This window comes from Streptomyces sp. MZ04, from assembly GCF_004684775.1.
Classification (GTDB): domain Bacteria; phylum Actinomycetota; class Actinomycetes; order Streptomycetales; family Streptomycetaceae; genus Streptomyces.
This window is the reverse complement of sequence record NZ_SRIC01000009.1, coordinates 19,861-41,593: the sequence shown is the minus strand read 5'-3', so window position 1 is coordinate 41,593 and position 21,733 is coordinate 19,861. Positions and strand designations below refer to the sequence as shown.

The 21,733-nt window shown below is 70.9% G+C and carries 18 protein-coding genes and 1 pseudogene; 7 read left to right on the top strand and 12 right to left on the bottom strand.

Annotated elements, in window-relative coordinates; all coding sequences use genetic code 11:
* Positions 1-80 precede the first annotated feature (80 nt).
* From galE to idi, 3 genes are all read left to right on the top strand, one after another.
* On the top strand, positions 81-1,064 hold the full coding sequence (gene galE, locus E2651_RS04045; protein ID WP_135329568.1) for a UDP-glucose 4-epimerase GalE: 984 nt from the start codon (positions 81-83) through the stop codon (positions 1,062-1,064).
* Positions 1,065-1,229: 165 nt separating this feature from the next.
* On the top strand, positions 1,230-2,168 hold the full coding sequence (locus E2651_RS04040; protein ID WP_135329567.1) for a cation diffusion facilitator family transporter: 939 nt from the start codon (positions 1,230-1,232) through the stop codon (positions 2,166-2,168).
* Positions 2,169-2,256: 88 nt separating this feature from the next.
* Positions 2,257-2,850, top strand: a complete 594-nt coding sequence (gene idi / locus E2651_RS04035) for an isopentenyl-diphosphate Delta-isomerase (RefSeq protein WP_135329566.1) — start codon at positions 2,257-2,259, stop codon at positions 2,848-2,850.
* 10 nt (positions 2,851-2,860) lie between these two features.
* Here idi and E2651_RS04030 read toward each other — a convergent pair whose 3' ends face one another.
* Positions 2,861-3,376, bottom strand: coding sequence for an ATP-binding protein (locus E2651_RS04030; RefSeq protein WP_167828686.1), 516 nt, complete (start codon positions 3,374-3,376; stop codon positions 2,861-2,863).
* A 93-nt stretch (positions 3,377-3,469) separates the two neighbouring features.
* The gene (locus E2651_RS04025; RefSeq protein ID WP_135329599.1) at positions 3,470-4,141 is read right to left on the bottom strand and encodes an HdeD family acid-resistance protein; all 672 of its coding nucleotides are present in this window, start codon (positions 4,139-4,141) and stop codon (positions 3,470-3,472) included.
* A gap of 64 nt (positions 4,142-4,205) precedes the next feature.
* On the opposite strand from E2651_RS04025, the gene E2651_RS04020 reads away from it, so the two are divergent.
* Positions 4,206-4,955 carry an enoyl-CoA hydratase/isomerase family protein gene (locus tag E2651_RS04020; protein WP_135329565.1) on the top strand — a complete coding sequence of 250 codons (750 nt, stop codon included), beginning with the start codon at positions 4,206-4,208 and terminating at the stop codon, positions 4,953-4,955.
* Here the strand turns inward: E2651_RS04020 and E2651_RS04015 are convergent.
* Complete coding sequence (locus E2651_RS04015; protein ID WP_135329564.1) at positions 4,942-5,577, bottom strand: DJ-1/PfpI family protein; 636 nt, start codon at positions 5,575-5,577, stop codon at positions 4,942-4,944. The two genes, E2651_RS04020 and E2651_RS04015, sit on opposite strands and share 14 nt — an antisense overlap.
* 67 nt (positions 5,578-5,644) lie before the next feature.
* Positions 5,645-6,016, bottom strand: a pseudogene (locus tag E2651_RS04010) (helix-turn-helix domain-containing protein); the annotation flags it as partial.
* Between the two features lie 215 nt (positions 6,017-6,231).
* Here E2651_RS04010 and E2651_RS04005 point away from each other — a divergent pair.
* Together E2651_RS04005 and E2651_RS04000 are read left to right on the top strand one after the other, a co-directional pair.
* Positions 6,232-7,122 carry a hypothetical protein gene (locus tag E2651_RS04005; RefSeq protein ID WP_135329563.1) on the top strand — a complete coding sequence of 297 codons (891 nt, stop codon included), beginning with the start codon at positions 6,232-6,234 and terminating at the stop codon, positions 7,120-7,122.
* Positions 7,123-7,231: 109 nt separating this feature from the next.
* Positions 7,232-9,610 (top strand): Tex family protein, encoded by a 2,379-nt coding sequence (locus tag E2651_RS04000; protein WP_245238564.1) that lies wholly within the window; start codon positions 7,232-7,234, stop codon positions 9,608-9,610.
* Between the two features lie 21 nt (positions 9,611-9,631).
* On the opposite strand, the gene E2651_RS03995 is transcribed toward E2651_RS04000, so the two are convergent.
* The 5 genes from E2651_RS03995 to E2651_RS03975 all read right to left on the bottom strand — a co-directional run bounded on the left by E2651_RS03995 (position 9,632) and on the right by E2651_RS03975 (position 15,579).
* Positions 9,632-11,275: an ABC-F family ATP-binding cassette domain-containing protein gene (locus E2651_RS03995; RefSeq protein ID WP_135329561.1), complete on the bottom strand. Its 1,644-nt coding sequence runs from the start codon at positions 11,273-11,275 to the stop codon at positions 9,632-9,634.
* 139 nt (positions 11,276-11,414) lie between these two features.
* The gene (locus E2651_RS03990; protein ID WP_135329560.1) at positions 11,415-12,314 is read right to left on the bottom strand and encodes an RNA polymerase sigma-70 factor; all 900 of its coding nucleotides are present in this window, start codon (positions 12,312-12,314) and stop codon (positions 11,415-11,417) included.
* A 64-nt stretch (positions 12,315-12,378) separates the two neighbouring features.
* The gene (locus E2651_RS03985) at positions 12,379-13,035 is read right to left on the bottom strand and encodes a hypothetical protein (protein ID WP_135329559.1); all 657 of its coding nucleotides are present in this window, start codon (positions 13,033-13,035) and stop codon (positions 12,379-12,381) included.
* Positions 13,036-13,240: 205 nt separating this feature from the next.
* On the bottom strand, positions 13,241-14,419 hold the full coding sequence (locus tag E2651_RS03980) for an FAD-dependent oxidoreductase (protein ID WP_135329558.1): 1,179 nt from the start codon (positions 14,417-14,419) through the stop codon (positions 13,241-13,243).
* Between the two features lie 128 nt (positions 14,420-14,547).
* On the bottom strand, positions 14,548-15,579 hold the full coding sequence (locus E2651_RS03975) for an oxidoreductase (protein WP_135329557.1): 1,032 nt from the start codon (positions 15,577-15,579) through the stop codon (positions 14,548-14,550).
* Between the two features lie 66 nt (positions 15,580-15,645).
* Here E2651_RS03975 and E2651_RS03970 point away from each other — a divergent pair, with 66 nt between their 5' ends.
* Complete coding sequence (locus tag E2651_RS03970) at positions 15,646-16,617, top strand: FAD-dependent oxidoreductase (protein WP_209446059.1); 972 nt, start codon at positions 15,646-15,648, stop codon at positions 16,615-16,617.
* A 34-nt stretch (positions 16,618-16,651) separates the two neighbouring features.
* Here E2651_RS03970 and E2651_RS03965 read toward each other — a convergent pair whose 3' ends face one another.
* From E2651_RS03965 to E2651_RS03955, 3 genes are all read right to left on the bottom strand, one after another.
* Entirely contained in the window at positions 16,652-18,325 is a 1,674-nt protein-coding gene (locus E2651_RS03965) for a BCCT family transporter (RefSeq protein ID WP_135329597.1), read from the bottom strand.
* A 134-nt stretch (positions 18,326-18,459) separates the two neighbouring features.
* Positions 18,460-19,758 carry a M14 family metallocarboxypeptidase gene (locus E2651_RS03960; protein WP_135329556.1) on the bottom strand — a complete coding sequence of 433 codons (1,299 nt, stop codon included), beginning with the start codon at positions 19,756-19,758 and terminating at the stop codon, positions 18,460-18,462.
* Positions 19,755-21,716 carry a Xaa-Pro dipeptidyl-peptidase gene (locus E2651_RS03955; RefSeq protein ID WP_135329555.1) on the bottom strand — a complete coding sequence of 654 codons (1,962 nt, stop codon included), beginning with the start codon at positions 21,714-21,716 and terminating at the stop codon, positions 19,755-19,757. The genes E2651_RS03960 and E2651_RS03955 overlap by 4 nt, the downstream gene beginning before the upstream one ends.
* Between the last annotated feature and the right edge of the window lie 17 nt (positions 21,717-21,733).

The window sequence follows — 21,733 nt, the reverse complement described above, 5'->3', positions numbered from 1 at the left end:
GCCGTCGACACGATCATCATGGTCGATGGGGGCCCGGCCCCACAAACCGCACTTCATCGACCGGCATAAAGTGGACGCCCATGACGTGGATGATCACAGGTGGAGCGGGATATATCGGGGCACACGTGGTGCGGGCGATGGCCGGTGCCGGGGAGCGGGTCGTCGTTCTCGACGACGGATCGGCCGGGGTGCCTGAGCGGCTGCCGGCGGACATTCCTCTCATTCGGGGCTCATCGCTCGACGGTGAGCTGCTGCGGCGGGTCTTCGCCGAGCACGGTGTGACGGGTGTGGTGCATCTCGCGGCCCGCAAGCAGGTCGGCGAGTCCGTGGAGCAGCCGCTGCGCTACTACCGGGAGAACGTGGGCGGCCTGGTGACGCTGCTCGAAGCGGTGGCCGACGCCGGCATCAAGCGGTTCGTCTTCTCGTCGTCGGCGGCGGTGTACGGCAATCCGCCCGCCGTGGACCTCGTGAGCGAGGACACTCCGTGCTCACCGATCAATCCGTACGGCGAGACAAAGCTCGCCGGGGAGTGGCTGGTGCGGGCCGCGGGCCGGGCGCACGGCATCGCGACCGTGTGCCTGCGCTATTTCAACGTGGCGGGGGCCGCGACGCCCGAGCTCGCGGACACCGGGGTCTTCAACGTCGTACCGATGGTCTTCGACCGGCTCACCCGCGGCGAGGCGCCGCGGATCTTCGGGGACGGGCACCCGACGCCGGACGGCACCTGCGTCCGTGACTACATCCATGTCGCCGACCTCGCCGACGCGCACCTCGCGGCGGCCCGCCGGGTGACGGAGCGGCCCGCGGGCGATCTGACGGTGAACATCGGCCGCGGCGAGGGCGTTTCCGTACGCGAACTGGTGACGCTCATCGGCGAGGTCGCCGGCGACACCCGCCCCGCCGTGCTGGAGCCCGGCCGCGCGGGCGACGCGCCACGGGCCGTCGCTGACGCGGGCCTGGCCGCCAAGGAGCTGGGCTGGACGGCCCGGCGCGGGGTACGCGAGATGGTCGAATCCGCTTGGGCCGGCTGGTGCCTCCATCACCCCGAGGCACGCCGCTCCTGACCCCTCCAGCACTCTGACCTGCGGTCATTTCCGCAGGTCAGAGCATATGACAACGGTGTTCAGTGCCGCGTTGCCAGATACCCCCCACCCGTAGTTGACTGTGATCGCGGCAGGCACACGACCGGGGAACAGAAGACCGATACCGAGCACACGGAGGCGGCTTCCATGGGGGCTGGGCACGATCACGGACACACGCACGGGGGGCCCACGACGGGCACCGCGGCGGCCGCCCATCAAGGACGGCTGCGCATCGCGCTCTCCATCACGATCACCGTCATGGTGGTCGAGATCGTCGGCGGCCTCATGGCGGATTCGCTCGCGCTCATCGCGGACGCGACGCACATGGCGACGGACGCGCTCGGGCTCGGCATGGCCCTGCTCGCGATCCACTTCGCCAACCGGCCGCCGACCGAGTCCCGCACGTTCGGCTACGCACGCGCCGAGATCCTCGCCGCGCTCGCCAACTGTCTGCTGCTGCTCGGCGTCGGCGGCTATGTGCTGTACGAGGCGATCCAGCGGTTCATCACGCCGGCCGAGACCGAGGGCGGCCTGACGATCGTCTTCGGTGTCATCGGCCTCGTCGCGAACATGATCTCGCTCTCGCTCCTGATGCGCGGCCAGAAGGACAGCCTGAACGTGCGCGGCGCCTTCCTCGAGGTCATGGCGGACGCCCTCGGCTCCCTTGCGGTGATCGTCGCGGCGGTGCTCATCCTGACCACCGGCTGGCAGGCCGCGGACCCGATCGCCTCGCTGGTGATCGGCCTCATGATCGTCCCGCGTACGGTGAAGCTGCTGCGGGAGACGCTGAACGTGCTCCTGGAGTCGGCGCCCAAGGGCGTCGACATGGCCGAGGTCCGCTCGCACATACTGAATCTGCCGGGCGTCGAGGACGTCCACGATCTGCACGCGTGGACCATCACTTCGGGGATGCCCGTTCTCTCCGCGCATGTGGTCGTCAGCCCCGAGGCGCTGAACGCGATCGGCCACGAGAAGATGCTGCACGAGCTGCAGGGCTGCCTGGGCGATCACTTCGACGTCGAGCACTGCACGTTCCAACTGGAGCCGGTCGGGCACGCGGAGCACGAGGCGAAGCTGTGCCACTGAGGTTGTGCCACTGAGGTTGTGCCACTGAGGGTGTCAGGCCCTCCGGTACGGCAGACTTGAGGTTCGTAGACCGAAGCGAAGGATGGGTATGCCGATCACACCTGCCACCACGGCGAACAGCTCGTCGAACGGCACCGGAGAAGCGATCTTGCTCGAACTCGTCGACGAGGACGGCAGGACGATCGGCACAGCGGAGAAACTCTCCGCGCATCAGGCACCCGGGCGGCTGCACCGGGCGTTCTCCGTCTTCCTCTTCGACGAGCAGGGCAGACTGCTCCTCCAGCAGCGCGCCCTGGGCAAGTACCACTCCCCCGGCGTCTGGTCGAACACCTGCTGCGGGCACCCGTACCCCGGCGAGGCGCCGTTCGCGGCGGCCGCCCGGCGTACGTACGAGGAGCTGGGCGTCTCGCCCTCGCTGCTCGCCGAGGCGGGCACCGTCCGCTACAACCACCCGGACCCCGAGTCGGGCCTGGTGGAGCAGGAGTTCAACCACCTGTTCGTGGGGATGGTGCAGTCGCCGCTGCGGCCCGACGCGTCCGAGGTCGGCGAGACCGCGTTCGTGACGGCCGAGGAACTGACGGTCCGGCACGCGCAGGGGCCGTTCTCCGCCTGGTTCATGACCGTCCTCGACGCGGCCAGGCCCGCGATCCGCGAGCTGACCGGGCCCTCGGCCGGCTGGTGAACGCGTAGCGTCAGACGGTGCCGTTGGGCTTGAGGGGCAGGGCCGCCCAGATGACCTTGCCCCCGCTCGCCGTGTGCTCGACGTCGCAGGCGCCGCCCGCCTCCTGGGTGATCTCCCGGACCAGCAGGAGACCGCGCCCGCCCGTCTGTCCGTGGTCGGCCACCAGGGCGGTCGGGCGGTAGGGGTGGTCGTCCTCGACGGAGACCCGCACCCACTCGGCGCCCACCGCGACCTCCACCGCGAGCATCGGCGAGAGCAGGGCGGCATGCCGCACCGCGTTGGTGACCAGCTCGGAGACGATGAGCAGCAGGCCCTGCGCCAGATCGTCCGATGCGGGCACACCCTGGCGGGCGAGCAGATCACGTACCGCGTGCCGTGCCTGGGGCACGGAGGCGTCGACGGCCGCGGCGGTGAACCGCCACACGCCCTCGTACGGCACCCTTCCGCTCCCCCGAGGGAGTGGGCTGCGCCCCCTCCCGTCGTCGTCCATCGTCCGGTCGCCGCCCTTGCGCTCGATTGTCACCACACGTCGAGTGTTGGGAACGCTCTGGTCCGGACCGCACTACTGACCATAAGTCAGCGACTATCGACGGCATTTGATCAGTGACGCATGACCGCGTCAGTTGTGTGACTGTTCCTGCCCTCTTGGTTTCCCTTTCAAGCTTTCTTCGGTTTGTACGGGTTGTTCGGTTTTTTCTGGCGGTCGCTCGGCGACCATGCCGACGATCCGGCGCCCGCCGACGCCCGCGGCGAGCAGACCGAGGCCGTCGAAGAGCAGGGCCAGCGAGAAGAAGCAGCCGATCACGTACTGGCTGCTGGCGGGCCACTCGGAGAGCACCAGGATGCCGAGCAGCAGACCGAAGGCGCCCTGTACCAGGGTCCAGCCGAACTGCGGGCCGCGCACCACCAGGCTGCCGACAAGACGGAACACACCGCCGGTCAGGAAGAGCAGCGCCGCGAACATGGTCAGCGCCTCGGCCGCCACGTCGGGCCTGGCGATGATCACGACGCCGGCCGCGATGTTCAGCGCGGCCACGACGACACCGACCCAGAAGAAGTCCGTGCCGCGCGACTGCACCGCGTGCAGCAGGCCGACGCAGCCGCCGATCAGGAGCAGCCAGCCGAACAGAAACATCGAGGTCAGCGTGGCGACACCGGTGTAGACGAGGCCGACGAGCCCGGCCACCGTCAGGATCACGCCGAGCAGGGCGAGACGGCCGAGGCTGCGGCTGAGTTGCCGCGCGTCGTGTGTGAGGGATGCGGGGGCCTTGGCGCCCTTGGATGCGGCCATCAGCGTCTCCGTTCCGCGCCCCTTCTTGATCGTACGTTCGAGGGGTGCGGATAGCATCCGGCCCATGGAGCCGCAGCTGAGGCAGGCCGTCACGCACGGCGTCGCCACCGTCGTCATCGATCATCCGGCCAAGCGAAACGCCATGACCACGGACATGTGGCGGCGGCTGCCGACGCTGCTCGAAGGGCTCGCCGGCGATCCCGCGGTGCGCGCGGTCGTGCTGACCGGCGAGGGGGCGACCTTCTGCGCGGGCGCCGACATCTCCTCGCTGCGTCAGTCGCCGGGCGAGGCGCAGGAGCTCACGCTGCGGGCCGAGGACGCGCTCGCCGCCTTCCCCAAGCCGACGCTGGCCGCGGTGCGCGGCCACTGCGTGGGCGGCGGCGTTCAGCTGGCGGCGGCCTGCGATCTGCGGTTCGTGGACGAGGACGCCCTGTTCGGGATCACTCCGGCGAAGCTGGGGATCGTCTACGCGTCGTCGTCCACCCGGCGCCTGGTGTCCCTGGTGGGGCCCGCGACCGCCAAGTACCTGCTGTTCTCGGGCGAGTTGATCGACGCCCGGCGTGCGCTGCGCAGCGGCCTGGTAGACGAGGCGCTGCCCGCGGGCGAACTGGACAAGCGGGTCGCGGAGTTCACCAAGGTGCTCGCGGCGCGCTCCCAGCTGACGCAGGCGGCGGCGAAGGAGTTCGTGGCGGGGCGCACCGACCGGGACGCGTACTGGACCGGGCAGGCACGCGATGGCGGCGACACCGCCGAGGGAGTCGCCGCCTTCCTGGAGCGCCGCGAGCCGCGCTTCACATGGACTACTGCCGGCTGAAGCGGGTCTGCTCCCGGAGCTTCTCGACCAGGTGCGCGGGCGCCTTCTCGGGGGACCCGGCGTCGTAGGGCGGCTGCGGGTCGTACTCCGTCAGGAGCTGGATGGTCTGGGCGAACTCGTCGCCCGCGATCCGGCCGAGGAGGCTCAGCCCCATGTCGATGCCGGAGGAGACACCGGCCGCCGTGACGTACTTGCCGTCGTACACCACCCGCTCCCCCGTCGCCGTCACGCCGAACTTCTCCAGCGCCTCCAGCGCGAGCCAGTGCGAGGCTGCACGGCGGCCCGTGAGGAGCCCCGCCGCGGCGAGCAGCAGGGAGCCGGTGCAGACGGATGTAGTCCAGGTGGTGGTGGCGTCGGCGGAGCGCAGCCAGCCAAGGAGCGTCTCGTTCCCCATCTGCCCGCTCTGTCCGGGGCCGCCGGGGACGATCACGACGTCGGGGCTCGGCACGTCGGCGAAGGACTTCTCGGCGACAAGCGCGAGAGCGCCGGTGTCGCTGTGCAGCGCTCCCGGCCGCTCCGCCACGAAGACGGTCTCGGCGTCGGGGACACGGCTGAGGATCTCGTACGGTCCGACGGCGTCCAGGGCGGTGAAGTTCGGGAACAGGGCGATGGCGATCTGCATGGAGTTCCTGTCCGTGGAGGGCGGGTACGGGTATGGGCGCGGGCAGGGCCGCGGGTGTGGCGTGGCAGCGGCGCCGGTACTCGGCGGGCGCCGTGCCGAGGGTCTTGACGAAGGCCCGGCGCATCGCCTCCGGGGTGCCGTAGCCGCAGGCGCGGGAGACCTCGGCGATGCCGTCCGAGGTGTCCTCGAGGGCGCGGCGCGCGTGCTCGACGCGGATGCGCTCGACGTACTTGCCCGGTGTCATGCCGGTCTCCGTCTGGAAGGCGCGGGCGAAGTGCCGGGGAGAGAGGCGGGCACGGGCGGCGAGCGACTCGACGCACAGATCGGCGTCCGGGTGCTCGGTGATCCTTCCCCTGCCTCAAAGCGGGGAGACCCCTTGCTGGACCTCGCGCAGGGGTTCGCGCACGGCCGTCTGCGCGGCGAGCTGGGCGCTGACCTCGACGGGGCCGGTGACGTCGAGGCTCTGGACGCCGTCGTAGAGGACCACCAGGACCGTTCGCTGCTGCATGCCCTTGATTCTTGGCCAGGCATGAGGTGTCCGCAATGACGAGTTCCCCACCTTTACTGCCATCGCGGGCGGGCTGCCCACGTGCTCCCACGCCGTGCCGGTGTCCGGGGCTTCACCTCATACCAACCAGTCGGTAACGTGCGTCCATGACTTCTCTCACGCCCTCATCCCCGGCCGCCACGCTGCACCCGCGCGCGGGACGTCGATGTCACAACATGCTCAACTCGCTGCACTCGACGCACTACTTCTCGCCCGACGTCGGCCGCGAGCTCGCCGGGATCGGGATCACGAACCCCCGTGCCGTCAACTTCGCCGTGCGCACGGCGGCGATGGGCCCGGTCGGCGCCGGGGCGGTCACGGCCGCGTTCTACAACTACAAGTACGACCTCGTCGCGGAGCACGTGCCCGCGATCTGGAGCGTCGCATCCCCCGAGGACGTACTTGCGGCACGCGCGCGTGCCGTCGACGCGACCCTGCGGCGCCTCCTCGGCGAAGAGGCCATCGCCTCCCCGGAGATGGCGGAGGCGGCCGAGCTCGCGCTGCGCGCCGCCGAGGCCTGCTCACGCTCCGGGCGCCCGCTGTACGCCGCCCACGCGGACCTGGCCGTCCCCGAGCAGCCGCACCTCGCCTACTTCCACGCCGCGACGCTGCTGCGCGAGCACCGGGGCGACGGGCATCTGGCCGTCCTCCTGAACGCCGAACTCGACGCGGTGGAGGCCCTGGTGAGCCACACGGCGACCGGCAAGGGCATGACTCCGAAGTGGATCTTCACCACGCGCGGCTGGACCCAGGAGGACTGGGACGCCGCCGTGGAGCGGCTGCGGGCCCGCGGACTGCTCGACGGCGCGGGCGAGTTGACGGAGGCGGGCGTCGCGCTGCGCGGGGACATCGAGGAGGCCACGGACCGCCTCGACCGCGCGCCGTACGAGCACCTGGGCGCGGCGGGCGTCGAGCGCCTCACGGAGCTGGGGTCGGCGTTCATCGGGGCCGCGCTGACGGCGGGCGCGTTCCCGGCGGATCTGCTCGGCAAGGCCTGAGCGAGGCACATGGCGGGGACCCGGCCGGGCACGCCGGGTCTGATCCCCCCGCTGTCGGTGCCACCTGCCACAATTGCCCGGCAACCCCATGAGAAGGCGGTACCGGAACGTGGCACCTCTGCAGACGTCCACTCCAGCGTCCATCGAAAGCAGGATCGCCGAGGAACTCGGTGTACGGGAGCGGCAGGTGAAGGCCGCCGTCGACCTGCTCGACGGCGGTTCGACGGTGCCCTTCATCGCTCGCTACCGCAAGGAAGCGACCGAGATGCTCGACGACGCGCAGCTGCGCACGCTCGAGGAGCGGCTGCGTTATCTGCGGGAGCTCGAGGACCGGCGCGCGGCGATCATCGAATCGGTCCGTGAGCAGGGCAAGCTCACCGACGATCTTGAAGCGCGGATCCGCGCGGCGGACACCAAGGCGCGGCTCGAGGACATCTACCTGCCGTTCAAGCCGAAGCGGCGCACGAAGGCGCAGATCGCGCGCGAGGCGGGTCTGGAGCCGCTGGCCGACGGCCTGCTCGGCGACCCGTCCGTGGACCCGCACGCCGCGGCCGCCGCGTTCGTCGACGCCGACAAGGGTGTCGCCGACCCGCAGGCCGCCCTGGACGGCGCCCGCGCGATCCTCGCCGAGCGGTTCTCCGAGGACGCCGACCTGATCGGCGAGCTGCGCGAGCGCATGTGGGTGCGCGGCCGGCTCGCCGCGAAGGTCCGCGACGGCAAGGAGGAGGCGGGCGCCAAGTTCGCCGACTACTTCGACTTCGCCGAGCCCTTCAAGGAGCTGCCCTCGCACCGCGTCCTCGCGATGCTGCGCGGCGAGAAGGAGGACGTCCTCGACCTCGTCCTGGAGCCCGAGGAGGCCACCGAGGGCCCGTCTTCGTACGAAGGGATGGTCGCCCACCGCTTCGGCGTCGCCGATCGCGGCCGCCCGGCGGACAAGTGGCTGCAGGACACGGTGCGCTGGTCCTGGCGCACCCGCATCCTGGTGCACCTGGGGATCGACCTGCGGCTTCGCCTGCGGACCGCCGCCGAGGACGAGGCGGTGCGGGTCTTCGCGTCGAACCTGCGCGACCTGCTGCTCGCCGCGCCCGCGGGCACGCGCGCGACGCTGGGGCTCGACCCCGGTTTCCGTACGGGTGTGAAGGTGGCCGTCGTCGACGCGACCGGCAAGGTCGTCGCGACGGACGTCATCAACCCGCACGTCCCGGCGAACAAGTGGGACCAGTCCCTGGCCACCCTTGCCAAGCTCGCCAAGGAGCACGCGGTCGACCTGATCGCGATCGGCAACGGCACGGCATCCCGCGAGACGGACAAGCTCGCCGGTGAACTCATCACCAAGCACCCGGAGTTGAACCTCACCAAGGTGATCGTCTCCGAGGCGGGCGCCTCCGTGTACTCGGCCTCCGCGTTCGCCTCGCAGGAGCTGCCCGACATGGACGTCTCGCTGCGCGGCGCCGTGTCCATCGCCCGCCGCCTGCAGGACCCGCTCGCCGAGCTGGTGAAGATCGACCCGAAGTCCATCGGCGTCGGCCAGTACCAGCACGACCTCTCCGAGGTGAAGCTGTCCCGCTCGCTCGACGCGGTCGTCGAGGACTGTGTGAACGGCGTCGGAGTGGACGTGAACACGGCGTCCGCCCCGCTGCTCGCCCGCGTCTCCGGGATCGGCTCGGGTCTCGCCGAGAACATCGTGGCGCACCGCGACGCGAACGGCCCCTTCTCGTCCCGCAAGGGCCTCAAGGACGTGCCGCGCCTCGGCCCCAAGGCGTACGAACAGTGCGCGGGCTTCCTGCGCATCCGGGGCGGCGACGACCCGCTGGACGCGTCCAGCGTGCACCCCGAGGCGTATCCGGTCGTACGCAAGATGGCGAAGAAGACGGGCGGCGAGGTCGCCTCGCTGATCGGCGACACGGGGACGCTGCGCTCGCTCAGGGCGGACGAGTTCGTGGACGAGTCCTTCGGTCTGCCGACCGTCACCGACATCATCAAGGAGCTGGAGAAGCCCGGCCGCGACCCGCGCCCGGCCTTCAAGACGGCGACCTTCAAGGACGGCGTCGAGAAGATCTCCGACCTGGCGTCCGGCATGGTCCTGGAGGGTGTCGTCACGAACGTGGCGGCGTTCGGTGCCTTCGTGGACATCGGCGTCCACCAGGACGGGCTCGTGCATGTCTCGGCGATGTCCAAGACGTTCGTCAAGGACCCGCGGGACGTGGTGAAGCCGGGCGACATCGTCAAGGTGAAGGTGATGGACGTCGACATTCCGCGCAAGCGGATCTCGCTGACGCTGCGCCTGGACGACGAGGCGAGCCCCGCCGGCGGTGAGCAGCCCAAGCGGGGCGGCGGCCGTCCCCCGCAGCAGCGCCAGCAGGGCGGGCGTCAGCAGCAGGGCCAGCGCCCGCAGCGGCAGCAGAAGCGGCAGGCGCCGCCGCCCGCCAACGACGCGATGGCGGACGCGCTGCGGCGGGCCGGGCTCCTGGACCCCAAGCAGCGCTGAGCCCACGGAGGTCGGCGGAGGTCAGGGAGACAGCTCGGTCACCTTGCCCTCCGTCACCTCCAGGCGCCGCGTCACGCGCACCGCGTCCAGCATCCTGCGGTCGTGCGTGACCAGGAGCAGCGTGCCCTCGTAGGACTCCAGGGCCGCCTCCAGCTGCTCGATCGCCGGGAGGTCGAGGTGGTTCGTCGGCTCGTCCAGGACGAGGAGGTTGACGCCTCGTCCCTGCAGGAGCGCGAGCGCCGCGCGCGTGCGTTCGCCCGGCGAGAGCGTGGCCGCGGAGCGCAGGACGTGCGCGGCCTTCAGGCCGAACTTGGCGAGCAGCGTGCGCACTTCGGCCGGCTCGGTGTCCGGTACGGCGGCGCAGAACGCGTCCAGGAGCGACTCCGAGCCGTGGAACAGCGCGCGGGCCTGGTCGACCTCACCGACGAGCACCCCTGAGCCGAGGGCCGCGTGCCCGGCGTCCGTGGGGACGCGGTTCAGCAGGGCGGCGAGCAGTGTCGACTTGCCCGAGCCGTTCGCGCCGGTGATCGCGACGCGGTCCGCCCAGTCGATCTGCAGGGTGACCGGGCCTAGGGTGAAGTCGCCGCGGTGCACCTCCGCGTCGCGGAGCGTGGCGACGACGCTGCCGGAGCGCGGCGCCGACGCGATCTCCATGCGCAGTTCCCACTCCTTGCGGGGCTCCTCGACGACGTCGAGGCGTTCGATCATGCGCTGCGTCTGGCGGGCCTTCGCCGCCTGCTTCTCGCTGGCGTCGCTGCGGAAGTTGCGGCCGAGCTTGTCGTTGTCACCCGCCTTGCGACGGGCGTTCTTGACGCCCTTGTCCATCCAGTTCCGCTGCATCTGGGCGCGGCCTTCAAGGGCGGACTTTTTGTCGGCGTACTCCTCGAACTCGTCGCGGGCGTGGCGGCGCGCGACGTCCCGCTCCTCCAGATACGCCTCGTAGCCGCCTCCGTAGAGGTTGATCTGCTGCTGGGCGAGGTCGAGTTCGAGGACCTTGGTGACCGTGCGGGTGAGGAACTCGCGGTCGTGGCTGACGACCACCGTGCCGGCCCGCAGTCCGCGTACGAAGCCTTCAAGCCGGTCGAGGCCCGCGAGGTCGAGGTCGTTGGTCGGCTCGTCCAGGAGGAACACGTCGTAGCGGGACAGGAGCAGCGAGGCGAGGCCCGCGCGGGCGGCCTGTCCGCCGGAGAGGGACGTCATGGGCTGCTCGAGGCTGACGCTCAGGCCAAGGGACGCGGCGACCTCGTCGGCCCGCTCGTCCAGGTCGGCGCCGCCGAGCGCCAGCCAGCGCTCCAGGCTCTGCGCGTACGCGTCGTCCGCGCCCGGCGTCCCGTCGACCAGGCCCTGGGTGGCCTCGTCCATCGTCCGCTGGGCCTCGGCGACGCCGGTGCGGCGGGCCAGGAATGCGCGGATGGACTCACCGGGGCGGCGGTCGGGCTCCTGGGGCAGGTGGCCCACGGAGGCGCTGGGCGGGGAGAGCCGGAGCTCACCGGTCTCCGGGGCGTCCAGGCCCGCGAGGAGCCGCAGCAGCGTGGACTTTCCCGCGCCGTTGGCGCCGACCAGGCCGATGACGTCGCCGGGGGCGACGACCAGCTCCAGGGCGGAGAACAGGGAGCGGTCGCCGTGGCCGGCGGCGAGGTTCTTGGCGACGAGGGTTGCGGTCATCAGGGGGTCGAGTTTAAGCGAGGCCGGGGGCCGGATCGTCCGGCGCCCGGGCGGACGTGCTCGGGCTGCTCGGCTCGGACTGCTCGGCTCGGACTGCTCGGCTCGGGCTGCTCGGCTCGGACTGCTCGGCTCGGCCCACTCAGCCCGCTCCACCCGCCCGGCCGCCCACCTCTCTCAGCCCGCCCAGCTTCTCCGGGTTGAACTGGAAGCGCATGTTGTGGATCAAGCCGTCCGCCAGGTCATAGGTCAGACAGCCGCCGATATGGTCGCCCGCCCTGAACAGGATGCCCAGCTCGCCGTTGATCGTGGCGGGCTCCAGCGTCACGCCCGTCAGCGCGGGCTTCGCCAGGACGCCGACGAACCAGCGCGCCACATGGTCCATGCCGTGCAGCGGACGTCGGGCCGCGGTGATCTTGCCGCCGCCGTCGGACCAGGCGGTGACGTCGGGGGCCAGCATCTCCATGACCGCGTTGAGGTCACCGCCCGAGCAGGCCGCCAGGAAGCGTGCGGTGACCTGGCGGCGCTCGTCGGCGTCGGTGTCGAAGCGGGGGCGCCGCGCCTGGACGTGCGCGCGGGCCCTGCGGGCGATCTGCCGGACGGTCGCCTCGGGGCGTTCCACGACATCGGCGATCTCGGCGTGCGTGTAGCCGAAGACCTCGCGGAGCAGGAAGACCGCGCGCTCCACCGGGCTGAGGGATTCCAGGACGACGAGCATCGCCGTCGAGACGGTGTCGGCCAGCTCGCTCTCCTCCGCGATGTCGGGTGACGTGAGCAGGGGTTCGGGAAGCCACGGGCCGATGTAGGTCTCGCGGGTGGCCCGCGCCGAAGTGAGCCGGTTGAGCGACAGGTTGGTGACCGTGCGCACCAGGTACGCCTTGGGGTGGCGGACGGCGTCGCGGTCCGCCGCGTTCCAGGCCAGCCAGGCGTCCTGCAGGACGTCCTCGGCATCGGTGACGCTGCCCAGCATCCGGTAGGCGGTGGCGTGCAGCAGCCTCCGGTGCTCGAGGAACGGGTCAAGTGCGGGCGTGGCGTCGTTCATCGGGGCATACTCCCAGCGTGTCGAAGGGGTGCCAAGGTGTACGCGTCCCACGACGCCCCCCTCTTCACTTGCGGAGCCGGGCCGCCCGTACCGCGGTGACCACGATCCAGAGGATCGCGGTGAAGCGGCCGAGCGGGAGGAGCGGCGTGAGCGACTCGCTCACGAAGGTGGCGGCCGAGAGGAGCGCGAGCCCGGCCGACGTCAGGCCGAGGGCCGTGGTCCACCGGGGTGCCGAGCCACGGAAGGCGAGTGCGCTCACGCCGACGAGGATCCCCAGGAACGGGACATGGGCCGGTCCGCCCGCCATGAAGGTGAGCTCGTGCAGCGTGTGCAGGGTGCCGCCGCCCGCGTCGAGCACGGGGATGGCGAGGCCGATGAGCGCGCAGGCCGCCAGGCTCGCGGCGGCGCAGAGACCGGCGGCCCTCGCGAGCCCCGCCCTCTTGGTCACCTCCAGGACGAAGGCAGCAAGCGGCACGACCGACAGCAGTTGCAGGATGCCCATGCCGAGGACGACGCCGCCGTTGTCGGCGAAGTACGCCTCCGTCACCTTGTCCGCGTCGAACGGCGACGGATAGGTGGCACTGCCGGCGAGGCCGGAGAAGACCAGGCCCGCGATGAAGAGGACGGCGAAGCCGACTCCGGTGAGGGCGAGGCGGCTGGACGCGGGTGCGGCGGCCGTGGAGGCCGTGGAGGCCGGTGCGGAAGAGGTGACAGCAGACATGTGGCTAACTCCTGGGTGGGGATGGGGTGTTGGTGGTGGTGCGTCCCGGTGCGGCGGTGACATCACGAGAATCGCTGCTCGCGGCGCGTACCGCGTCGTACGAGGGGCACGACCCCGACTGCTCCCTACGTCGTATCCGCGGGCCACGCCCTGCGCCCCACGGCGTACGCGGCAGCCGCGACCTCTTCACTCGACACGCGCCCCTCTAGGGCCGGGTGGCGCGGCCGCCCTTGGAGAGCGAGGCGGACACGGTCATGCGCTTGCTGAGGCGGTACATCTTCAGCGGGCTGCCGCTGATCGTCTCCTTGTAGGCGACGGCGGGCCTGCCGTGCAGGAACCAGCGGCGCGGGGTGTCGTCGGCGTGCGTGAACTGGATGACCGCGTCATGGCGGCCGAGACTGACGGGCTGGTGGAAGTAGCCGAAGCGGAACGGCTTGACGGCCTTGCCGCGCAGTCGGCGGGCCAGCGCGTCGGCGGTGTACGCCGCGACGGGAAGGCCGCTCTGGCAGGTGCCGTGGACCTGCCCCCACGCCTGGCGGACGGCTGCGGCGTCGCCGATCGCGCAGATCTCCGGGTGCGAGGTCGAGCGCAGGGTGGCGTCGACCAGGATGAGGCCGCGCCCGTCGACGGCGATTCCGGACTCCGCCGCGAGCGCGGGGACCCGTACACCGGTGGTCCACAGGCACGCGTCGGACGCGATGTACGACCCGTCGGCCAACTCGACGCCGCCGGGCAGGACTTTGCTGATCGCGGAGCCGGTGCGCAGGGTGATGCCCAGGCGCTCGAAGGCGGCATGGAGGTGGACGCGCGCCTTGCGGCTCATCATGCTGCCGGGTTCGCCGCGGCTGATCAGCGTGACGCGCAGGCCCGGGTGGCTCTCGGCGATCTCGGTGGCCGCTTCGATGCCGGTGAGGCCGCCGCCGCACACGGCCACCGTGCCGCCGTCGACGGCCAGGCGGGCGAGCCGGGTGGCGAAGTGGCGTGCCGCGCCTGGGCTGTTCAGGGTCTCGGCATGCTCATCGGCGCCGGGCACCGCAGCGGTGTCGGTGGAGCTGCCGATGGCGTACACCAGGCTGTCGTAGGGCAGTTCGGCCGCCCCTTCCGGTGTCCGCACCGCCACCGTGCGGCCCGTGGTGTCGATGCCCGTCGCCGTGCCCCGCACGAACTCGACGCCCGTTCCCGCGAGGAGGGCGGGAATCTGATGGTCCGCCAATTCCTGTCCGGCGACGATCTGATGCATCCGCAGCCGTTCGGTGAACCGGGCCGACGGATTGACCAGCGTGACGCGGGCGCCGGTCCGCCGGGTGCGGCGGGCCAGACGGATCGCGCACAGCAGGCCGGTATAGCCGCCGCCGAGAAGGACGATCCGGTGGTCGGTACTCATGCGAAACTCCCGTGCTCGTGCCCCGCATTCGGGGGCGTCGTTTCGGTGACGCCCATGGGACAGACGAGCTCGGCCCCGCGTGACAGGACGCTGATGTGATCCAGGTCACGGCGGTGATGAGGTGTGGGCTACCTCCCTATCGGCGCCACGAGGACGCTGTCCGTCGTCCGCGCCACCACGAACGACTCCCCCTTCGTCACCTTGCCGTCCAGCGGGATGCGGTGCGCCCCCGGTTCGAGCACGTCCTCGAAGACCTCGTGGACCTGGGTGCGCCAGAGCCTGTCGAGGCGGTACGCGACGAGCTGGACCCGGCACGTCGAGGTGATCTCCACGTCCGCCGAGCCGTCCATCGCCGCGAGCCGCGTCAGGCGCCGCTGCTCCGACGGACTGCGGTCCAGGGCGTGCTCTATCTGCGCCACCAGGAGCGGAATGATCGGGGCGAGGCCGTCGACGTACGCGACCTGGATCCCCGCCCCGTCGAACGCCGCGCGCACCCCGTCGCGCGTCGCGGCCGGGACCGCGCGGCCGAAGGCCACCGCCCCGTACGTACGCAGCTCGTCCGGCGGCACGTCCGCCGCGTCCGCGGCGATATCGGCGCCGACACCGATCGTGCGCAGCGCGGCGGCGAGCTTGGCGAGGACGGCGACGCGCGCCCCGATCAACAGCACCCGGCGGCGCGCCGCCGGTTCACGGCCGGTGAGCAACTGACCGAGGGCCTCGCGGTATTCGGCACCGCGGAAGCGGAAGGGCCCTATGCCGTGGTAGCCGTTGAGCTCCAGATCGGCCCGCTCGGCGGTCTGCCAGGCGAAGTCACGCCACACATAGGCGTCGGCCCCGTCCGGCGCCCGCTCGATGACTGCGGTGACCGCACCGCACTCCAGGCCCTCGCATTCGGGGCATCCGTAGATGACGTGGCGGCCGTCGAGCAGAGGCGCCTCCGTTTCCAGGAGCAGTCCGCGCACATGATGGGTGAAGATCGCGGGTGGTACGTCGGCGGCGAGGGGGGAGACGGCGTCGAGGTCGGAGAGCTGGAACAGCAGCGGTCGTCCGTTCACGATGAAGTCGACGAAATCCCGGTGGACTTGGTAGTCACCGTTGGCGAGAACTCCACCGGCGCGCATGGCCGGTGCCAGACCGAAGGTCGCGTACTCGGCAGACATGGTGTGAGTATCCCCATCTGAGACGTGATGTGAGCACGGCATGACGCATTCCGCTAAGTTCCTGGGATGGACGGGACGCATGACAGCGATGTGATCGTGGTGGGCAGTGGTGTCATCGGTCTGACGACCGCCGTCCTGCTCGCCGAACAAGGGCGCCGGGTGCGGGTGTGGTCGCGGGAGCCCGCCGAGCGCACGACCTCGGCGGTCGCGGGCGCACTGTGGTGGCCCTACCGCATCGAGCCCGCCCGGTCCGTCGGCGACTGGTCGCTCCCATCCCTGTCCGTGTACGAGGAGTTGGCGACGCGGGCCGACGAGACCGGCGTACGCATGGTCGATGGCGTACACGCCGAGACACGGCTGGACGAGCTCGGGCCGTGGGCGGCCAGGGTGCCGGAGCTGCGGACCGCGACCCGTGCCGAGTACGACGGCCCCGGCCTGTGGGCGCGGCTGCCGCTGATCGACATGCCGGTGCACCTGGGGTGGCTGCGCGAACGCCTCGAGCGGGCGGGCGGGACCGTGGAGGCGCGGACAGTGGAGAGCCTCGCCGAGCCGCTGGCCGAGGCGCCGTGCGTGGTCAACTGCTCGGGGATCGGGGCGCGGACGCTGGTGCCGGACGCCTCGGTGCGGCCGGTGCGGGGGCAGTTGGTGCTCGTGGAGAACCCCGGGGTGCGGACGTGGTTCGCCTCAGCCGCCGCCACCGCGCACACGTCCACGTACTTCTTCCCGCAGCCGGGCCGGCTCGTGCTCGGCGGCACGGCGCAGGAGGACGACTGGTCCCTTGAGCCGGATCCCGCAGTGGCCGAGGCGATCGTGAAGCGGTGCGCCGCGGTGCGGCCCGAGATCGCGGGGGCGCGGGTGCTCGGCCACCGGGTGGGGCTGCGGCCCGCACGCCCCGCGGTGCGGATCGAGCGTGAACTCCGGGGTGACGGCCGGGTGTTGGTGCACAACTACGGCCATGGGGGCGCCGGGGTCACGGTGGCGTGGGGATGTGCCCAGGAGGCGGCGCGTCTCGCGGACGGGACGGCCGCCTCCTCCTGAACGGACTCCTAAGTGGACTCCTGAAGCGAAAGGATCAGCGGGACTTGACCGGGCTCCCCTCGGACTCCGAACCGTCCCCGCCCTCGACCGGGCCGATCTGGATCTCGAACTCACCGTCGTACTGCTCGTGACCGGCGATCACGGCCTTCTCGACGGCTTCCGTGCCGTGCTCGCCCCGCACGATCAGCGGGTCGTGGCGCAGGTCCCGCATCAGCGCCACGCACATCCCGATCATGACCAGGGTGAAGGGCGCGGCGACGAGGATCGTCAGATTCTGCAGGCCCGTGAGGGCGTTGTCCTTCCCGTCGCCGATCAGCAGCATGATCGCCGCCACGGCTCCCGTCACGACGCCCCAGAACACGACGACGAGCCTGCCGGGTTCGAGTGCGCCCTTCTGGGAGAGCGTGCCCATGACGATCGACGCGGCGTCGGCACCGGAGACGAAGAAGATGCCCACGAGGATCATCACGAGCAGGCTCGTGCCCGTGGCGATCGGATACTCGTGCAGCAGGCCGAAGAGCTGGCCCTCGGAGGTCGGCTGGTCACCGAGACCACCGGCCTCCTTCACCTTCATCGCCGATCCGCCGAAGACGGCGAACCAGACGAGGCTGACGGTGCTGGGCACCAGGATGACCCCGCCCACGAACTGCCGGATCGTGCGCCCACGGCTGATCCTGGCGATGAACATGCCCACGAAGGGCGTCCAGGAGATCCACCAGGCCCAGTAGAAGACCGTCCAGCTGCCCAGCCAGCCCGCCACGCCCTTGCCGCTCGCCGCTTCGGTACGGCCGATCAGCTGGGGCAGATCGTCGAGGTAGGCCCCGAGCGAGGTCGGCAGCAGGTCGAGGACGATGACGGTCGGGCCCGCGATGAAGACGAACACGACGAGCAGCAGCGCGAGCACCATGTTGATGTTCGACAGCCACTGCACGCCCTTCTCCACACCGGAGATGGCGGAGGCCACGAAGGCCACCGTGAGGACGGCGATGATGGCGACGAGCAGGCCCGTGCTCGCGTTGTCCATCCAGTCGAGGACCTCGAAACCGCTGCCGATCTGCAGGGCGCCGAGGCCCAGCGACGCGGCGGAGCCGAAGAGCGTCGCGAAGATGGCGATGATGTCGATGACCCGGCCCCAGGCGCCGTTCGCGTGCTTCTCGCCGATGAGCGGGGTGAAGACGGCGCTGATGGTCTGCCTGCGCTTGCGCCGGAAGGTGCTGTACGCGATGGCGAGACCCACGACCGCGTAGATCGCCCACGGGTGGAGCGTCCAGTGGAAGAGGGTGGTGGCCATCGCCGTTTCCATCTTCGCCGCCGAGTCGGCGGGATCGGTGCCCGGCGGGGGCGAGCCGTAGTGGGCGAGCGGTTCGCTCACGCCGTAGAACATCAGGCCGATGCCCATACCGGCGCTGAACATCATCGCGACCCAGGAGACGGTGCGGAACTCCGGCTTCTCGCCCTCCTCGCCGAGGGTGATCTTCCCGTACCGGCTGACGGCGAGCCAGAGCGCGAAGACCACGAACCCGCTCGCCGCCAGCATGAAGGCCCAACCACCGTTGTGGATCAGGCTGTTGAGCATCCTCGTGGAGGCGCTCTCGAGCGAGTCCGTGGCGACGGCGCCCCACACCACGAAGGCCAGGGTGAGCACGGCGGTCACGCCGAACACGACCCGGTCGGTCTGGGGAGACCGGCCGTCGTGGGCGGCGGCCATGATGTGCGGGTCCCCTCCCCCGCCGTCCGCTTTCTGTTGGTCCTGCGTCACAAGCGCACCTCTCACGGATTTCGCATTCGTACAATCTCTGTGCTCCGCTACCCACTACCACATGTGACGCACCTATCAACTACTCAACAAGCGGTGTCGGGCTCACCCGTGACCAGGTGATAGGGCGCGCGCTCGTCCAGGAGCAGCGGCACGAGGGCCCGAGCCGACTGCCGCAGCGGTACGTACGCTCCCTTGCCGTCCCGCTCGACCTTGACTCCGTGCAGAGCGAGTTCGTCCTTGATCCCGCCGTACTGGGCCCCGTCGAGACGATATCCGCAGGGCGGGTCCTGGATCACATCGGACGGCTCGGCGGGGTCGTTGTCGGCGCCGCCGATGTAGACGGGGCCGCTGTCGCGGAAGCCCTCGAGCCTGGCCGCGCCGGTGGCCGCCTCCAGTTGTCCGCGCCGCTCGCCGGCGTAGGCGAACAGGCCGCCCAGGGCCGACAGTTGGGACTTCACGCGGCGCCGGTTGTTCAGTGCCTCGTCCTTCTTCTCGGCGTCCGTGAGCGGGTCGACGCGGCTCTCGATGAGCAGGCCGGCGGCGTGCTTGATGCCGGAGAGATTGCGCAGGATGCGCTCCTGGCCGTCGCCCGCGGTCTGCTTGATGGGCTCACCGGTCACGGGGTCGGTCCAGATCCCGTACGTCCCGGTCGTGTACCCCGACTTGCCGGCGGCCGGCCTGACGTAGCGCTCGGACAGGGTCTTCGCCTCGCCGTGCACCGCCTCGTCGGTGTTGAGGTTGCGCGGCCACAGGTCGAAGAGGTCCTTGTCGTAGTACTTGGGGGTCGCGCCGTACTCGTGCAGGTCGTAGATGGCGTCCGGCTTCCGGTCGCGGATGACGGCGGCCATCGTGCGGCCCTCCGCCGTCTGCAGGGCGATGTGGTCGCGGTTGATGTCGACGCCGTCGGAGTTGCCGCGGGTGTCGGCGGCGCGGCCGTCCGGGTTGGCGGTGGGGACGACGAGGAGCGTGGTGCGGGAGAGGAACGCGTGGGTCTGCTTGTCCTTCGCGTACGCCAGGTCGCGGATCGTCGTCAGACACGCCTCGCGGCCCGAGGGCTCGTCGCCGTGCTGGCTGCAGATCAGCAGCACCGTGTTCTTCGTGGGTCGGTCGCCGATGCGCACCAGTTGCAGCGGCCGGTCCTGCTTGGTGGTGCCGACGCGGGCGACGGAGACGCGGTCGGTCGACTTGTCGACGGCGGCGAGGAAGTCCTGTTCCTCGGGCTGGCTGGTCCAGCGCGCGCCGTTCGTCTCCTCGAATCCGGTGCGTGGCGGGGTCCCCGACGCCTGCGCGGGCACGGACAGGAGCGGTGCGGCGAGCGCGGCGGTGGCGCAGGCGAGGGCCAGGGTGCGGATGCGGGGTGTGAGGCCGGTGCGGGGTCTCATGAAGTGCTGCCTCCCGGGACGGGGCGGAACGGACGCGGCGGGGCCACGCCGTCGAGACGGGATTCGCGGGGGGTGACGTCTGGTGAGGTGGTGAAGGCATCGGCGCCGCCGACGAGCGGCACCTTCGCCGACGTACGGGCGAGGTCGATGGCGAGGGTCGGGGTGTCGGCAGGAGGGTCGATGAGATCCTTGTCGGTGCCCGCGACGATCAGCGCGAGGCGGTGCCCCTTCGGTACGACGTGGTCGCTCGCGGCCAGGTCGAGGGTGATGGTGTGCGGCTTGCCCGGCGTGAGGGGGCGGCCCTGGTGGTCGTCGGCCCAGTTGCCGAGGTCGGCCCAGCCGCGGCTGAAGACCGTGTAGTCGACGGCGGCGGTCTTCGCCTTCGTCTCCTTGAAGCAGGAGCTGTCGCCGCCCGTGCTCGCGCCCCAGCAGGTGCGTTCGGTGAGCGTGGTGATGCCCTCGCCGGCGCTCGCGTAGTCGCGGATGGTGTCGGGGCCCAGGTCGACGAGGACCGCGGAGAGGTGCGCGGTGCGGGTCGTCGGGGTCGCGGTGACGGTCACTTCGGAGGAGCCGGAGAGCCGCAGGTCGCGGCCGAGCGGGCGGCTGATGAACCCCGCCTTCGCGGGCGTCGCGGTGTCGATCCGCGCGGCCCAGTCGGTCTCGCTCAGCTTCGGGTCGTCGGTGAAGGTCTCGCTGCCGGTGCCGGGGCGGGTGCCGAGGGTGCCGACGCCGGGTGAACTGCCCTTGCCGGGGCGGAGTTTCACCGTGTCCGTGGCGCGCGGGGGCCAGACGCGGTCGGTGGTCCACCGGTCGGGGGCGCGCTCGATGTCGGCCATCGGCTCGCGGTCGATGCCGTTGTCGTAGCCGAGCAGTTCATGGTCGAACCAGCGGTGCAGGGTGCGCACCCAGTCGCCGCGCCGGAAGTCGAACGGATCGACGTGGCCGGTCTGGCTGAGCCACACCTTGCGCTCGACGCCCGCGTCGCCGAGCGCGTCCCACCACTGGCCGAAGTGCTTCATGCGGACGTTCAGGTCCTGCATGCCGTGTACGGCGAAGACGCTGGCCTTCACCTTGTCGGCGTCCGGGACGTGGTCGCGCTCGCTCCAGAGCCGGGTCCAGTCGCCGGTGCGGGGCGCCTCGTCGATGAGCCGCTGCTGCACGGCGCCGCAGCGGGCCCGCGCCTCGGGGCTCTCCACGTAGTCCGACAGCCATTCGGGGCCGCTGTCGTAGAGCGGGGCGCCCTTGGCGAAGTAGTAGTCGTACCAGGAGGAGATGGCGCCGATCGGCACGATGGTCTTGAGACCTCGCACTCCAGTGGCGGCCACGCCCTGCGCGACGGTGCCGTCGTAGCTCTTGCCGATCATGCCGGTGGCGCCGTTGGTCCAGTTCGCCTCGGCGGCTTCGGTTCCGGTCCGGGTGGTGTAGCCGCGGGCCCGGCCGTTCAGCCAGTCGACGACGGCCTTGGCGGACTGGACGTCGGAGCGGCCTCCGACGTCGACACAGCCGTCGGAGCGGTTCGTTCCGGCGAAGTCGACGGCGACGAAGCCATAGCCGCGGGGCACGAAGTAGTTGTCGTAGTAGAGCGGCATCTGGACGACGTCGCCGTTCGCGTCGTACGTCTTCTTCTGGCTCTCGTTGCCGCGCCCGCAGCAGGAGTAGTACGGGCTTGCGTCCATGATCACGGGTATCTTCCGGCCCTGCTGGGCCGGTTCACGGGGCCGGACGATGTCGACGGCGACGCGGTCGGTCTTGCCGTCGCCATCACCGTCGATCTTCGTGTCGACCCAGACGGCTTCGCGGATCGCGCTCTCGTACGAGTAGACGGGCTTGCTCTCACGCGGGGTGTCCGGCGCCCCTTGTGCGGCGCCCGGGGACATGAGGGTGGCCATCAGGGCGGCCAGGGCCGCCGTCACGAGTGATCTCCGGATCAAGCGTGTGCGTCGCGCACGTATCGGCATGGCGCGGAAGGTACACC

Bases quoted from the DNA above. Each gene is read 5' to 3' on its own strand.
- E2651_RS03965 (WP_135329597.1), bottom strand. From the start codon at position 18,325: ATGGCCGCCGCCCACGACGGCCGGTCTCCCCAGACCGACCGGGTCGTG.
- E2651_RS03990 (WP_135329560.1), bottom strand. From the start codon at position 12,314: ATGAACGACGCCACGCCCGCACTTGACCCGTTCCTCGAGCACCGGAGG.
- E2651_RS04025 (WP_135329599.1), bottom strand. From the start codon at position 4,141: ATGGCCGCATCCAAGGGCGCCAAGGCCCCCGCATCCCTCACACACGAC.
- E2651_RS03955 (WP_135329555.1), bottom strand. From the start codon at position 21,716: ATGCCGATACGTGCGCGACGCACACGCTTGATCCGGAGATCACTCGTG.
- E2651_RS03960 (WP_135329556.1), bottom strand. From the start codon at position 19,758: ATGAGACCCCGCACCGGCCTCACACCCCGCATCCGCACCCTGGCCCTC.
- E2651_RS04005 (WP_135329563.1), top strand. From the start codon at position 6,232: ATGACTTCTCTCACGCCCTCATCCCCGGCCGCCACGCTGCACCCGCGC.
- E2651_RS04015 (WP_135329564.1), bottom strand. From the start codon at position 5,577: ATGCAGATCGCCATCGCCCTGTTCCCGAACTTCACCGCCCTGGACGCC.
- E2651_RS03970 (WP_209446059.1), top strand. From the start codon at position 15,646: ATGGACGGGACGCATGACAGCGATGTGATCGTGGTGGGCAGTGGTGTC.
- E2651_RS04040 (WP_135329567.1), top strand. From the start codon at position 1,230: ATGGGGGCTGGGCACGATCACGGACACACGCACGGGGGGCCCACGACG.
- galE (WP_135329568.1), top strand. From the start codon at position 81: ATGACGTGGATGATCACAGGTGGAGCGGGATATATCGGGGCACACGTG.
- E2651_RS03980 (WP_135329558.1), bottom strand. From the start codon at position 14,419: ATGAGTACCGACCACCGGATCGTCCTTCTCGGCGGCGGCTATACCGGC.
- E2651_RS03975 (WP_135329557.1), bottom strand. From the start codon at position 15,579: ATGTCTGCCGAGTACGCGACCTTCGGTCTGGCACCGGCCATGCGCGCC.
- E2651_RS03985 (WP_135329559.1), bottom strand. From the start codon at position 13,035: ATGTCTGCTGTCACCTCTTCCGCACCGGCCTCCACGGCCTCCACGGCC.
- E2651_RS03995 (WP_135329561.1), bottom strand. From the start codon at position 11,275: ATGACCGCAACCCTCGTCGCCAAGAACCTCGCCGCCGGCCACGGCGAC.
- E2651_RS04020 (WP_135329565.1), top strand. From the start codon at position 4,206: ATGGAGCCGCAGCTGAGGCAGGCCGTCACGCACGGCGTCGCCACCGTC.
- idi (WP_135329566.1), top strand. From the start codon at position 2,257: ATGCCGATCACACCTGCCACCACGGCGAACAGCTCGTCGAACGGCACC.